The sequence below is a fragment of the Janthinobacterium sp. TB1-E2 genome (assembly GCF_036885605.1).
Classification (GTDB): Bacteria; Pseudomonadota; Gammaproteobacteria; order Burkholderiales; family Burkholderiaceae_D; genus Janthinobacterium; species Janthinobacterium aestuarii.
Map to the genome: position 1 here is coordinate 1,423,510 of NZ_CP142523.1, position 14,401 is coordinate 1,437,910.

The following is a 14,401-nucleotide window of genomic DNA, read 5'->3' on the forward strand; positions in this document are numbered from 1 at the left end:
ATACGCGATGATCGAGTCTTTGAACTATTTGCCCCATCCCGCCCTGCCCAACGAGGAACTGGCGGGCCATTTCACGGACCTGGCGCCGCCGCTCACGGCGCGCCAGGCCGCCATCGAAAGCGCCCGCTGCCTGTATTGCTACGACGCGCCGTGCAGCCGCATCTGTCCGTCGGAAATCGACGTGGCCAGCTTCATCCGCAATATCCACGACAAGAACATCAACGGCGCCGCCGCCGGCATCCTGAAACAGAACATCCTGGGCGGCAGCTGCGCCAGGGTCTGTCCGACGGAAATCCTCTGCGAAGACGTCTGCGTGCGCAACCACGACGCGGAAGGCCAGCCCGTCAAGATCGGCCTCTTGCAGCGCTACGCCGTCGACCACATGCATTTTGCACAGCACCCTTTCAAGCGGGCGGCCGCCACGGGCAAGACCGTTGCCATTGTCGGCGCGGGCCCTGCCGGCCTGTCGTGTGCGCACCGCCTGGCCATGCTGGGCCACGACGTGGTGATCTTTGAAAAGGAAGACAAGGCAGGTGGCCTCAATGAATACGGCATCGCCAAGTACAAGCTGACGGACGATTTCGCGCAAAAGGAAATCGACTTCCTGCTGGACATCGGCGGCATCGAGATTCGATGTCGCCAGGCGCTGGGCGAGAACGTGCAGCTGCGCGACTTGCACGCGCAGTACGACGCCGTCTTCCTGGGACTGGGCCTGGGCGCCAGCCGCAAGCTGGGCTTGACGGGAGAGGATGCGCCGGGCTTGCTGGCCGCCGTCGATTACATCGCCGCGCTGCGCCAGGCGGACGACTTGGCCGCGCTGCCCGTGCCGAAGCGCGCGATTGTGATCGGCGCCGGCAATACGGCCATCGACATGGCCGTGCAGATCCAGCGCTTGGGCGCCGAGGAAGTCACGCTCGTCTACCGGCGCGGTTTCGACGCCATGACGGCCACCCACCATGAACAGGAAATCGCCAAGGCGAACCAGGTGCGCATGCTGACGTGGGCCCAGCCGCAGCAAGTGCTGCTCGACGCTGGCGGTAAGGTGGCCGGCATGCGTTTCGAAAAAACGGTCATGCAGGGCACGCGTCTGGCGGGAACGGGGGAAACGTTCGACGTGGCGGCCGACGCCATCTTCAAGGCCATCGGCCAGAGCCTCGACACGGAAGTGCTGCATGACCCGATGGCGTCGCTGCTGAAACGTGAAGGCGACAAGATCGCCGTCGATGGGGGCTTTCGCACGGTGCTGCCGGGGATCTATGCGGGCGGCGATTGCGTGGCGCCGGGGCAGGACTTGACGGTGCAAGCCGTCCAGCATGGCAAGCTGGCCGCACTGGCCATCCATTCCGATTTGTTCAATAAAGTGGAGGCTGCATAATGGCTGATCTCAGCATCGAATTTTGCGGCATCAAGGCGCCGAATCCCTTCTGGCTGGCGTCCGCACCGCCGACCGACAAGGCCTACAACGTGGTGCGCGCGTTCGAAGCAGGGTGGGGCGGCGTCGTGTGGAAAACCCTGGGCGAAGACCCGGCCGCCGTCAACGTCTCGTCGCGTTATTCCGCCCTGTACGGCAAGAACCGCGAAGTGGTCGGCTTCAACAATATCGAGCTGATCACCGACCGCTCGCTGGAGATCAACCTGCGCGAAATCACGCAGGTGAAGAAGGACTGGCCCGACCGTGCCATGATCGTCTCGCTGATGCTGCCTTGCGAAGAACACTACTGGGCCGACATCCTGCCCAAGGTCGAGGCGACGGGGGCGGACGGCATCGAACTCAATTTCGGCTGCCCACACGGCATGCCGGAGCGCGGCATGGGCGCGGCCGTGGGCCAGGTGCCCGAGTACGTGCAGATGGTCACCGCCTGGTGCAAAAAGCACAGCCGTTTGCCCGTCATCGTCAAGCTCACGCCCAATATCACGGACGTGCGCATGCCGGCGCGCGCGGCCAAGGCGGGCGGCGCGGATGCCGTCTCGCTGATCAACACCATCAACTCGATTACCTCGCTGGACCTGGACCGCATGGTGGCCCTGCCCATCGTGGGTGGCGCCAGCACGCACGGTGGCTATTGCGGCTCTGCGGTCAAACCGATCGCGCTGAACATGGTGGCGGAAATCGCCCGCGATCCGCAGACGCGCGGCTTGCCCATTTCCGGTATCGGCGGCATCGGCAACTGGCGCGACGCGGCCGAATTCATCGCCCTGGGCGCCGGCTGCGTGCAGGTGTGCACGGCCGCCATGCTGCATGGTTTCCGCATCGTCGAAGAGATGAAGGATGGCCTGTCGCGCTGGATGGATGAAAAGGGTTATGAACGCATCAGCGACTTTTCCGGCAAGGCCGTGGCCAACACGACGGACTGGAAATACCTGGACATGAATTACCAGGTCATCGCGCAGATCAACCAGGACGACTGCATCAAATGCGGCAAGTGCTACGTGGCTTGCGAAGACACGTCGCACCAGTCGATTGCGCAGCTGATCGACGCCGCCGGCACGCGCACCTATGAGGTGATCAAGGATGAATGCGTGGGCTGCAACCTGTGCGAAATCACCTGTCCGGTGCAGGGCTGCATCACGATGGTGCCGCAGACGACAGGCAAGCCATACATGAACTGGACGCAGGATCCGCGCAACCCTCGGGCATTGGCGGAGTCGGCATAGGGCACGGTTATTGCGTGCGTTTTATTTGTAAACAGCGGCCGGCCTTTGCGGTAAGCTAGATTGACTTAAAGGTCGCGCCGTTTCTATAAAACCGATCCCCTCCCAACCGATGGAGCATACCTGTGAACCACGACTATTCAGGCAACACGCAACTCTGGAATGAAGACCTGGCGCCCACCACGGCGGCGCAGCGCACCTGGCGCTGGTATCACTTTGCCGCGCTGTGGGTCGGCATGGTGATGTGCATTCCCGCCTACACCCTGTCGGCCAGTTTGATCGACAGCGGCATGTCCGGTTACCAGGCCGTGCTCACGGTATTTCTCGCCAACGCCATCGTGCTCCTGCCCATGCTGCTGATCGGCCATGCTGGCACCAAGTACGGCATCCCGTATGCCGTGCTGGCGCGCGCCTCGTTCGGCACCATGGGCGCGCGCTTGCCGGCCCTGATGCGCGCCATCGTCGCCTGCGGCTGGTACGGCATCCAGACCTGGTTCGGGGGGCAGATGATCTACACCCTGATGGGCGTGCTGGTGGGCCATGAACTGGGCGGCGAGAAGATCGCGGGCCTGGGCATCAACGGCAGCCAGTTGCTGTGCTTTTTGGCTTTCTGGGCCATCCAGTTCTATTACATCCTGCATGGCATGGAATCGATCCGCAAGCTGGAAACCTACACGGCGCCGCTGAAAATCCTCATCTGCTTCGTGCTGCTGTACTGGGTGCACAGCAAGGCCGGCGGCGTGGCCAGCCTGCTGGACCAGCCATCGCAGTTCATCCCCGGCGGCAAAAAGGCGGGCCAGTTCTGGAGCGTCTTCTGGCCATCGCTGACGGCCATGGTGGGCTTCTGGGCCACCTTGGCATTGAACATCCCCGACTTCACACGCTTCGCCAAGACGCAGCGCGACCAGGTGATCGGCCAGTCGATCGGCTTGCCCGTGCCCATGGGTCTCCTGGCCATGCTGGCCGTCATCGTCACGGCGGGTTCCGTTGTAATGTACGGCAAGGCCATCTGGGACCCTGTCGACCTGGCCAGCCGCATGACGGGCGCCGCCGTGCTGATCGCCCTGATCATTCTCCTGATCGATACGGTCAGCGTCAACCTGGCGGCCAATCTGGTGGGCCCGGCGTACGATTTTTCCTCGCTGGCGCCGAAGCAGATTTCGTACAAGATGGGCGGCTACATCACGGCCTTCATCGCCATCGTCATGATGCCGTGGAAGGTGCTCGAGTCGACGCAGGGCTATATCTTCACGTGGCTGATCGGCTACTCGGCCCTGCTGGGACCCATCGCCGGCATCCTCATCGTCGACTATTATTTTGTGCGCAAGACGCAGCTTGATGTGAAGCAGCTGTACCGCGACGACGGCGTCTACTCATATGGCAATGGCTGGAACATGGCGGCGCTGATCGCCTTTGTCATCGCCGTGCTGCCGAACATCCCGGGCTTTTTGAACGCGGCCTTTCCCACGGCGTTTCCCGACGTGGCCGAAGGCTTCAAAACCATTTACACCTACGCCTGGTTCGTGGGCGTGGCCATCGCCGCCGTCGTGTACGGCGTCATGATGAAGGGCAAGGCCGTGGCGCACGTGCAGCAGGCGCCGCAGTCGTAATCACTGAAGGAGACAAGATGACTACACTGATACGTGGCGGTACCGTCGTCAACGCCGACCGCGCGTTTCGCGCCGATGTGCTGATCGAGGGTGACATCATCGCCGCCGTCGGCGAGAACCTGGCGGTACCGGCAGGGGCTACCGTGATCGACGCGGGCGGCCTGTACGTGATGCCGGGCGGGATCGACACGCACACGCACATGAACTTGCCCTTCATGGGCACCGTAACGTCCGACGATTTTTTCACGGGCACGGCGGCGGGGCTGGCAGGCGGCACCACCACCATCATGGACTTCGTCATTCCCGCGCCGAAGCAATCCTTGATCGAGGCCTATCACCAATGGCGCGAGTGGTCGGCCAAGGCGGCCGGCGACTACACCTTCCACGTGGCGATCACATGGTGGAGCGAGCAGGTACATGCAGAGATGGGCACCCTCGTGCGCGAGCATGGCGTGAACAGCTTCAAGCATTTCATGGCCTATAAAAACGCCATCATGGCCGACGATGAAACCCTCGTGAAAAGCTTTACCCGTTCGCTGGAACTGGGGGCGCTGCCCACCGTGCATGCGGAAAACGGCGAGCTGGTTTTTCAGTTGCAGCAAGCGTTGCTGAAAAAGGGGATCACCGGACCGCAGGCGCATCCGCTGTCGCGCCCACCGGCCGTGGAAGCGGAGGCGGCCAACCGCGCCATCGCCATTGCCAACGTCCTCAATACCCCCGTGTACATCGTGCATGTCTCGTGCGCCGAGTCGCTCGACGCCATCACACGGGCGCGTGCCAACGGCCAGCGCGTGTATGGCGAGGCGCTGGCGGGCCACTTGGTGATCGACGACAGCGTCTACCAGAGCGATGATTTCGATTACGTGGCCGGCCACGTCATGAGCCCGCCATTCCGCGGCAAGCACCATCAATCGGCCCTGTGGCATGGTCTGCAAAGCGGCAACCTGCACACGACGGCCACCGACCACTGTACCTTCTGCGCCGAGCAGAAGGCGGCCGGCAAGGACGACTTCACGCGCATCCCGAACGGCTGCGGCGGCGTCGAGGAACGCATGGCCGTCGTGTGGGACGCTGGCGTCAATTCCGGCATGCTCACGCCTTCCGAATTCGTCAAGGTCAGTTCCAACAATGCGGCACAGATTTTCAATATGTATCCGCGCAAGGGTGTCATCGCCGCAGGCAGCGACGCCGACATCGTGCTGTGGGACCCGCAGGGCACGCGCACCATTTCCGCCGCCACGCAGTTCGCCAAGGGAGGCTTCAACGTCTTCGAAGGGCGCACCGTGCGCGGCATCCCCAGCACCACGATTGCCGCCGGCAAGGTGGTGTTTCACCAGGGTGAATTGATGGCCGTCGAAGGGGCGGGGCGCTATATCGAGCGTCCTGCCTTTTCCGCCACGGCCGCATAAGGAGTTGACGATGGATGCATTGCGTATCAATGGCGAACGATTGTGGGCGGCCCTGATGGAGCTGGCGCAGATCGGCGCGACAGCGAAGGGCGGCGTCAAGCGCCTGGCCCTGACGGACCTGGACAAGCAGGGACGCGACCTCGTGGTGGGCTGGGGGCGCGAAGCGGGCATGAGCATCACGATTGACCAGATCGGTAATGTCTTCATGCGCCGTGACGGCGTAGATAACACCTTGCCGCCCGTGATGACGGGCAGCCATATCGACACGCAACCGACTGGCGGCAAGTTCGATGGCAATTACGGCGTGCTGGCGGGACTGGAGGTGGTGCGCACCCTGAACGATCTGAAGATCAAGACGCAGGCGCCCATCGAAGTGGCCTTCTGGACCAACGAGGAAGGCTCGCGCTTCGTGCCCGTGATGATGGGTTCCGGCGTATTTTGCGGCGCCTTTTCGCTCGAAACGGCGTATGCAGCGAAAGACACGGAAGGCAAAACCGTGGGGGAGGAACTGGCGCGCATCGGATACAAGGGCGAGCAGGTGCCGGGCGACCATCCGATCGGCGCCTACTTTGAAACGCATATCGAGCAGGGCCCCGTGCTGGAAGATGCCGATAAAGTCATCGGCGTCGTGCCTGCCGTGATGGGCCTGTCGTGGTACGACTGTGTGGTGACGGGCATGGAAGCGCATGCGGGCCCCACGCCCATGGGACTGCGCAAGGATGCGCTGCAGGTGGCCACCACCATCATGCAGGAAGTGGTGGCGATTGCCAACCGCTACCCGCCGTATGGGCGCGGCACCGTGGGCATGGTGCAGGTCTTCCCGAACAGCCGCAACGTGATCCCCGGCGAGGTGAAATTCAGCATCGACCTGCGCAACGTGAACGACGAACTGCTCAACACCATGCATGGCGAGATCACGGCCTTCATCGATGCTACGCGCGACAGGACGGGTCTGGGCATTTCACTGGAAAGAGTGTCCTACTACCCGCCATGCCCGTTCCACCCCGACTGCGTGGGCGCCGTGCGCAACGCCACTGAAAAACTCGGCTACTCCGTGATGGACGTGGTCTCCGGCGCCGGCCACGACGCCATCTACGCGGCCCGGCTGGCTCCGGCCGGCATGATCTTTGTACCGTGCAAGGACGGCATCAGCCACAATGAAATCGAAGACGCCAAGCCCGAGCACCTGGAAGCGGGCTGCAACGTGCTGCTGCACGCGATGCTGGAGCGGGCCGTGGCGGTGTAGAAAAAATCGTCAGGCGTGCCGTTTATTTTGTTTCTTCAACATGATGAAGTCATGGCGGCGGTCACCAATGGCCCGCCAGCCTGACTTCCTGGCATCTGGCGGACATTCGGTTTTCGTCTACCGCACCGCGTCGAGCGTGGCGCACCCTGCGTCTTCTGTCACTTTTTCTGTTTTTGCAAGTGAGCACACCGTCGCGACACCAATCGGTGCGGGCGTATATATGGCAACGACCTTGATTGCGGCAACCTCTCACTTATCCGGAAATACAATTTCCGCCAGCTTTTAATATCAATTATTCCTTAACTTGACTTGCAGTTCATAATGTCAAGAAGTGATGCAAAATTGCCATTTTAAATACGATGTTTTTTTATTCCAGCTGTACGTCGTTTTCTGTTCCGGGTATGGTAAAGAAGATTTGTGACAAGCGTGTTACAATATGTGCAAAAAAATAATTAAACCGTTAGGCAGATGTCATGGCCTTCGGGTGTCTTTGTGCGCTGACAAAATGCCATTTTTAGTATTGCCTATCTATGAGTTCAATTTTCACATTGCAAGAAAAACCGATTTTTTCAACTTATTCTGAAAAAATCATATATGTGCGCTGTTTTTTATGGATGCTATTGCCTAGCTTAATATGGAGCTTTGCATTTGGCAGTATCTATATCTGCGTCGAGCCACTGTTTTTTCCTTATCTGGAAAAAAGTTTCAAGAGATGGGTTTCGTTTTTAATAAAATTTGTATGGATTTTTGTTTTTTTGGTTTCCATATTGTCAAGTTGGAATATTCGACCCAGTTCGTATGAGTTTTACTTGTTTGCTGTTTTGGGAAATTCCCCGGTGCCGATATTGTTAACCTGTTCCTTGTTTTTTTTACTAATGTTTTTTTTCCTGTATTCAGATGTTTATCGGAAAACTTCATTGGAATTCAGGCGTGTTGCTTTTTTTATTGGTTTTTCCCTTATATTATTCAAGGGGGTGCTGCTGGTGCTGGATGTTGGCGCAAGTGAGATTCGCAATAAAATTATCACGCCGTCACCTTTTGCCATTAAAACGCTGATCAGTGATGGTTTTTCAAAAAAAGAAAATTCTTTAGGGAAAACCAGCGAACCGACCTTTTTGAATCATGTGAAAGGTGAAAGTTCAATGCCTGCAAAAATGGTTTTGATGCTAGTGGAGTCGTGGGGGGAAAGCCATGGATCGTTGGTGGCGGTCGAAAAGAAGCTGAAGAGCCGCGGCGTGAAAGTGCTGAAGACAGGATTCACTGATTATCACGGCTCGACCATGCAGGGAGAGATTCGTGAGTTATGCTCTGAATATATTCAGTTTGATGCAAGTACTAATTTTTCAGCAATGGCTGATGGTTGTGCTCCGGCCTACATGAAAAATAAAGGGTATGAGGTTTTCGGAGTACATGGTTATCAAAAAATGTTTTATGCCCGCGATACCGTCTGGAAAAGCTTGGGTATCGACCATGCATATTTCCAACCTGAAATGAGCAAGCTGAAAACCTGTCCAGGACCATTCCTTGGTATCTGTGATGAAGATATGATTAATTTTGGAGTGGATTTGATACGGCAGCAAGACAGGGCTTTTTTGTACATGCTTTCGTTATCCAGCCATGAGCCCATTGCTTCTAGTATGCCGGAAGCATCAGTCCAATATTTCCAGGGTATTGAGACAATTGGTGATTCACAGCTGGTAGCACGTAGCGCGATTGGAATTTTGATCGATACATTGAGTACAAGTACTGAACTGGGCTGTACGGAAGCTTATGTGGTTGGTGACCATCAGCCACCATCTGCTGTAAATAGCGGGCAGCTCTCTGAAAATCAGGTTCCATATATACGAATGTCCTTTCACTGCGAGCCATAGCACGCTTCAGTTTGTGAAAAATAGCATAATGTGGTGGTTTGTAGCGGACCTGACTTCAGCTTGCTACAAACTTCTGCGTGGATCGAGGCAGGCACCGCAGAATTTCGTTGTTACTGCACAACATACACCATAATGCCGGCATGCACCCGGTTTGATTGTCTTCCACGCAACATCCGGACGTGCTGCCCGGCCTTTCCATCATTTTCTTTCCTGTTACATGCGTGTCTTCTGGAAGCCGCGCAAAAACGCCAGCAGCGCGCGCGCCGCGATGTCGGCGTCGTCGGCCGTCATGGTTTCCAGCGGGTTGTGGCTGATGCCGCCATTGCCGCAGCGGGTAAACAGCATGGCCACGTCGGTGATGGCGGCCATGGCCATGGCGTCGTGGCCGGCGCCCGACAGCAGCGCATACGGTTCGATGCCGACCGATTCCACGGCTTGCGCCAGCTGCGCCATCAGCCACGGTGCGCACGGTGCCGCACGCGCCGACAGCAGCAGTTCCAGCTGGTAGTCGATCTGGCGCCGCGCGCAGATGGCGGCGATGCCATCGAGAATGTCGTCGACGGCCGCCTGGCGCACGGCATCAACGGCTGCGCGGATATCGAGCGACAGGGTGCAGGCGCCGGCGATCACGTTGACGGAGCCGTTGGGCACGTGCAGCTGGCCCACGGTGCCCACCAGCGCTTCCCCCTGGCTGCAGCGCTGTTCCACCAGCAGGATGATTTCGGCGGCAGCACTGGCCGCGTCCTTGCGCATGGTCATGGGCGTGGTGCCCGCGTGGCTGGCCACGCCGCCAAGATTGACCAGGTAGCGCGAGCTGCCGGCAATCGCCGTGACAATCCCCAGGGGCAGGTCGCGCTCGAGCAGCACGGGACCCTGCTCGATATGCACTTCCACATAGCCGAGCAAGCTGGCGGGATCGCGCGCGATGGCGCCGATGGCGCCCGCCTCGTGGCCGGCGGCGGCCAGCGCGTCGCGCATGCTCACGCCGTCCGCGTCTAACTGCTCCAGCAGCGACACGTCGAACTTGCCCGTGACGGCCGTGCTGCCCAAAAACGTGCTCTTGAAGCGTACGCCTTCTTCTTCGGCGAAGCCGACGACCTCGAAGTGAAACGGCAGCTTTTCGCCCCGTTCGTGCAGGTGGCGCACGACGGCAATCGGCAGCACGATGCCCAGCCGGCCGTCGTACTTGCCGCCATTGCGCACCGTGTCGTAGTGCGATCCTGTCATCAGGGTTTTTGCATCGGGCGTGTCGGACAGATAGCGGCCGACCACATTGCCGACGGCGTCGATGTGCACCTGCATGCCCGCGTCCCGCATCCAGTCGGCCAGCTGCGCGGCCGTTTTCTGGTGCGCCGGCGTCAGGTAGGCGCAGGTCAGGTTGTAATCGCTGTCGCTCCAGCCGGCCAGGGTTTCGGCCTGCTGCATGATGGCCGGGCCGAAGTCCAGGCGCACGTCGAACAGCTCGTTCAGGCGCAGCTCGGCGATGCGCTTGATCTGCCGCAGCGACTCGGCCAGTTCATCGGCGTGGCGGTTCTTCAGGCGGCGCGCAAACGTGGCGATGATGTCCTGGCGCGTCAAGCCTTCGCCCGTCGGGCCCTTGACGGCCAGGATGAAGGGAAAGCCGAACTTGGCGTTGTAGTCGCTGTTCAGGCGCTGCAGGGTGGAAAATTCGTCGGCGCTGCACAGGTTCAGGCCGGACTTGGCCTGCTCTCGCGTCGATTCCGCCGTCAGTTGTCCGGCAATGGCGGCCTTGCCGGCCAGCTCAGGGTGGGCGCGGATCAGCCCCAGTTGCTCTTCGGGCGAGGCTTGCGCCAGCACGCGCTGCAGTTCCGTCTTGAGTGCCGTCAGGCTGGCAAACGGCCGGGCGGTGGCCGCGCGCTGGGCGATCCAGGGCGAATGTTCGTAGATGCCGTGCAGGTGCGCGATAAAATCGGCCTGGCTGCCGGCGTTCAGGTCTGAAAGGGTGGTCATGGTTTTCCGATCATGCAAGCAGTGATGATAGCGCCCCGTTCTGCGTCCATTATATGCGCGCGCTGATAGCGGCTATCGCTGCACCAGCGCCTTGGCGGCCGCGCTGACCTGGTCGCGCAGCCATTTGTGCTCGGGCGCCTGGTGCACGCGCTGGTGCCACAGCTGGTAAAAGCGCATCGGCGGAAATTTCAGGGGCACGGTGTACGTTTTCAGCGGCAGGGTCTTTTCATAGAAGCGCATGAATTGCCGGCCCGTGGTCAGTACCAGGTCCGTCTGCGTCAGCATGTAGGGAATCAGGCCGAAGTACGCCGACTCCACCACGACGTTGCGCTGCAGGTTTTGCCGTTCGAGGAAGGAATCGATCACGCCGTGGTAGCCGGGCATCATCTGCGACGGCGCCACGTGGGGCAGGCTCAGATAATCGTCGAGGGTCATGGCGTCGCTGGCCGTGCGCCGCGCATAGGCGTTTTCCGCATGCATGGCGCAGATGATGGGGTCCTCGAACAGCTTCGAGATATGCAGGTGCGCGGGCGGCTCGTCCCAGTTGGCGATCACCAGGTCCAGGCCACCATCGGACAGTTGGCGGATATGGTCGATGCCGGGCCCCAGGCTATGCAGCACGACGCGGCTTTTCGGCGAACCGCGGCGCAGCAGGGCCACCACGTTGGGCAGGAACTGGCTGTCCAGGTAGTCGGGCGCGGCGATGTGGAAGGTGCGCGCCTCTTCCTGCGCCACGAACGGCGTCTTCTTGACGAACAGGCTTTCCGTCTGGTCGAGGATGCGCTTGGCCGGATTGAGCAGGCTTTCGCCATGCTGGGTCGGCACCATGCCGCGCGCGCCGCGCACGAGCAGCGGGTCGCCCGTCAATTCGCGCAGCTTGCGCAGGGAGGCGGAAATCGAGGGCTGCGGCTGATTGAGCTTCAATGCCACGCGCGAGACATTCTTTTCCACCAGCAGCAGGTAGAGGATGCGGATCAAATGCAGGTCGAGGTGTTGCGGCAGGCTGGACATGTGGCGGTGGCTCTGTTGTATATCGATTTGAATATGTCAAATATACGATATTTTTCATGTGATGGGCGGTAAATCCGTTTATCTTGTGTAGATTGGCACGAATATTGGTTCGGTCTGACTAGAGGAAATTTATGGAAGTATTTGCCTACCTGATCCCGTACGGCCTTGAGTGGCTGAACCTGATCGTCCGCTGGCTGCACGTCATCACGGGCATCGCCTGGATCGGTGCTTCCTTTTATTTCGTCTGGCTCGATAACTCGATCCGCCCACCCGCGCCCGGCTCCGAGCTGGCGAAGAAGGGCGTGTCGGGAGAATTGTGGGCCGTGCATGGCGGCGGCTTCTACAACCCGCAAAAATACCTGGTGGCGCCGGCCGAACTGCCGAAGGAGCTGCACTGGTTCAAGTGGGAAGCGTATTCCACGTGGCTGTCCGGCTTTGCGCTGCTGACGATTGCCTATTATTTCAATGCCCAGGCCATGATGATCGACAAGGCCGTGGCGGACATCTCCAGCGGCCAGGCTGTCGGCATCGGCATCGCCACCCTCGTCATCGGCTGGACCGTGTACGATTTGCTGTGCCGTTCCCCGCTGGCCAAACATGAACTGTGGTTCGGCGTGACGGTGTTCGCGCTGATCGTCGGCGCCGCCTACGTGCTCACGCATTTGCTCAGCGGGCGTGCCGCCTACATCCACGTGGGCGCCATGATCGGCACCATCATGGTGGCCAATGTGCTGATGCTGATCATTCCCGGCCAACGCAAGATGGTCGAGGCCATGGCCGCCGGCAAGCTGCCCGACCCGAAGCATGGCTTGAAGGCCAAGCAGCGCAGCGTGCATAACAATTATTTCACGTTGCCCGTGCTGTTCATCATGATCAGCAACCACTACGCGATGACCTACCGGAACGACCACGCGTGGCTGGTGCTGGCGCTGATCATGGCGGCCGGCGTCTTCATTCGCCACTTCTTCAACCTGCGCCACAAGGGACGTGTCGAGTGGCGTTATCCGGCTCTCGGCGTTGCCCTGTTGCTGGCCGTTGCCGTGGCCATCGCACCGAAGGCGCCAGCGCCGGTAGCTGCCGTGGCCGCAGTGGACCCGTCCGCGCAGTTCAAGGCCGTGCATGCCATCATCGCCCAGCGCTGTGCCACCTGTCATTCGGCCCAGCCCACGCAGCCCGGCTTCGCCACGGCGCCGGCCGGCATGATGTTCGATAATGAAATGGAAATACGCCAGCACGCGGCGCAAATCTACAAGCAGGCCATCGAGCTGAAAGCCATGCCGATCGGGAACCTGACCAATATGACGGAGGCCGAGCGCAGCGAGCTTGGCGCCTGGCTGCAACAGACCATGCAAGGAGCAAAATGACTACGCACGCAGAAAAAATCACGGCCTGGATCGACGAACACTTCGACGAGGAAGTCGCATTTTTACAGAAGGTGGTGCAGCAGCCGACGGATACGCCGCCCGGCAATAACGGGCCCCATGCGGACCTGGTGGCGCAGCTGCTGCAGGCGTATGGCTGGAACGCTGAAAAGCATGCCGTCCCAAAGGACCAGGTCGAGGCATATGGCATGCAAAGCATCACCAACCTGATCGTGCGCCGGCCATATGCGGCGGGCGGGCCGACCGTGGCCCTGAATGCGCATGGCGACGTGGTGCCGCCCGGCGACAACTGGACGTATCCGCCGTACGGCGGGCAGATCGACGGCGGCTATATGTATGGCCGCGCGACGGCCGTGTCGAAAGGCGATTTCGCCACCTATGTGTTTGCCGCGCGCGCGCTCGAAGCCCTGGGCATTCCCTTGAAGGGCCAGCTGGAACTGCACTTCACGTACGACGAGGAATTCGGCGGCTTGCTGGGGCCGGGCTGGCTGCTGGAACAGCAGCTGACGAAACCCGATTTCGTCATCGCCGCCGGTTTCAGCTACGGCATCGTCACGGCGCACAACGCCTGCCTGCAGCTGGAAATCACCGTGCACGGCAAGTCGGGCCACGGCTCGATGCCGGAGACGGGGCACGACGCGCTGCAGGCGGCCAACAAGATCCTCAATGCCATCTATGGCCAGCTGCCGGAGCTGAAAAAGATCAAATCGAAAGTCGCCGGCATCGACTCGCCCACCATGCTGGTGGGCCGCATCGACGGCGGCACGAACACCAATGTGGTGCCAGGCAAGGTCGTCATGAAGATGGACCGCCGCATGATTCCCGAAGAAGACCCGGTGGCGGTGGAGGCGCAGGTGCGCGCGCTGATCGAGGACGCCGTGCGCGGCGAGCCTGGCATCCGCCTCGAGATCCGTCGCCTGCTGCTGTCGCACGCGCTGCGGCCCTTGCCCGGTTCCGAACAGCTGGTCGGCAGCCTGCAGAAAAACGCGCAAGCGATTCTGGGCGAGACCATTCCCGCCCTCGGCACGCCCCTGTATGCGGATGCGCGTCTGTATGGCGAGCGTGGCATTCCTGCCGTGCTGTATGGCGCCGGCCCGCGCACGGTGCCAGAGTCGAACGCGAAGAAGGCCGACGAGCGCCTGGCGCTCGACGATTTGCGCAAGGCGAGCAAGATCGTGGCCCTGACCCTGCTCGACTTCCTGGGCGAGAAATAGGGCGGGTGCTTTGGCTTACAATGGGGCGGACACTC

At 60.4% G+C, this 14,401-nt stretch carries 10 protein-coding genes; 8 read left to right on the forward strand and 2 right to left on the reverse strand.

What is annotated here, in order from left to right:
- The first annotated feature begins 7 nt into the window (after window positions 1–7).
- From OPV09_RS06465 to OPV09_RS06490, 6 genes are all read left to right on the forward strand, one after another.
- On the forward strand, window positions 8–1,375 hold the full coding sequence (locus OPV09_RS06465) for an NAD(P)-dependent oxidoreductase (RefSeq protein WP_338680911.1): 1,368 nt from the start codon (window positions 8–10) through the stop codon (window positions 1,373–1,375).
- Window positions 1,375–2,655: an NAD-dependent dihydropyrimidine dehydrogenase subunit PreA gene (gene preA, locus OPV09_RS06470; RefSeq protein WP_070303410.1), complete on the forward strand. Its 1,281-nt coding sequence runs from the start codon at window positions 1,375–1,377 to the stop codon at window positions 2,653–2,655. Before OPV09_RS06465 ends, preA begins: the two co-directional genes overlap by 1 nt.
- 122 nt (window positions 2,656–2,777) lie before the next feature.
- Entirely contained in the window at window positions 2,778–4,262 is a 1,485-nt protein-coding gene (locus OPV09_RS06475; RefSeq protein ID WP_072454245.1) for an NCS1 family nucleobase:cation symporter-1, read from the forward strand.
- 17 nt (window positions 4,263–4,279) lie between these two features.
- Window positions 4,280–5,671 (forward strand): dihydropyrimidinase, encoded by a 1,392-nt coding sequence (gene hydA / locus OPV09_RS06480; RefSeq protein ID WP_338680912.1) that lies wholly within the window; start codon window positions 4,280–4,282, stop codon window positions 5,669–5,671.
- A gap of 10 nt (window positions 5,672–5,681) precedes the next feature.
- A complete protein-coding gene (locus OPV09_RS06485) occupies window positions 5,682–6,917 on the forward strand; it encodes a Zn-dependent hydrolase (protein WP_219330070.1) in 1,236 nt (411 codons plus the stop codon).
- 809 nt (window positions 6,918–7,726) lie between these two features.
- Window positions 7,727–8,788 carry a sulfatase-like hydrolase/transferase gene (locus OPV09_RS06490; RefSeq protein ID WP_175560491.1) on the forward strand — a complete coding sequence of 354 codons (1,062 nt, stop codon included), beginning with the start codon at window positions 7,727–7,729 and terminating at the stop codon, window positions 8,786–8,788.
- A gap of 213 nt (window positions 8,789–9,001) precedes the next feature.
- Here OPV09_RS06490 and OPV09_RS06495 read toward each other — a convergent pair whose 3' ends face one another.
- The gene (locus tag OPV09_RS06495) at window positions 9,002–10,759 is read right to left on the reverse strand and encodes an allantoate amidohydrolase (RefSeq protein WP_338680913.1); all 1,758 of its coding nucleotides are present in this window, start codon (window positions 10,757–10,759) and stop codon (window positions 9,002–9,004) included.
- 72 nt (window positions 10,760–10,831) lie between these two features.
- Window positions 10,832–11,770, reverse strand: a complete 939-nt coding sequence (locus tag OPV09_RS06500; protein WP_034754583.1) for a LysR family transcriptional regulator — start codon at window positions 11,768–11,770, stop codon at window positions 10,832–10,834.
- A 131-nt stretch (window positions 11,771–11,901) separates the two neighbouring features.
- Here OPV09_RS06500 and OPV09_RS06505 point away from each other — a divergent pair, with 131 nt between their 5' ends.
- A complete protein-coding gene (locus OPV09_RS06505) occupies window positions 11,902–13,134 on the forward strand; it encodes a urate hydroxylase PuuD (RefSeq protein ID WP_338680914.1) in 1,233 nt (410 codons plus the stop codon).
- Window positions 13,131–14,366, forward strand: a complete 1,236-nt coding sequence (locus tag OPV09_RS06510; RefSeq protein WP_338680915.1) for a M20/M25/M40 family metallo-hydrolase — start codon at window positions 13,131–13,133, stop codon at window positions 14,364–14,366. The genes OPV09_RS06505 and OPV09_RS06510 overlap by 4 nt, the downstream gene beginning before the upstream one ends.
- Window positions 14,367–14,401 lie beyond the last annotated feature (35 nt).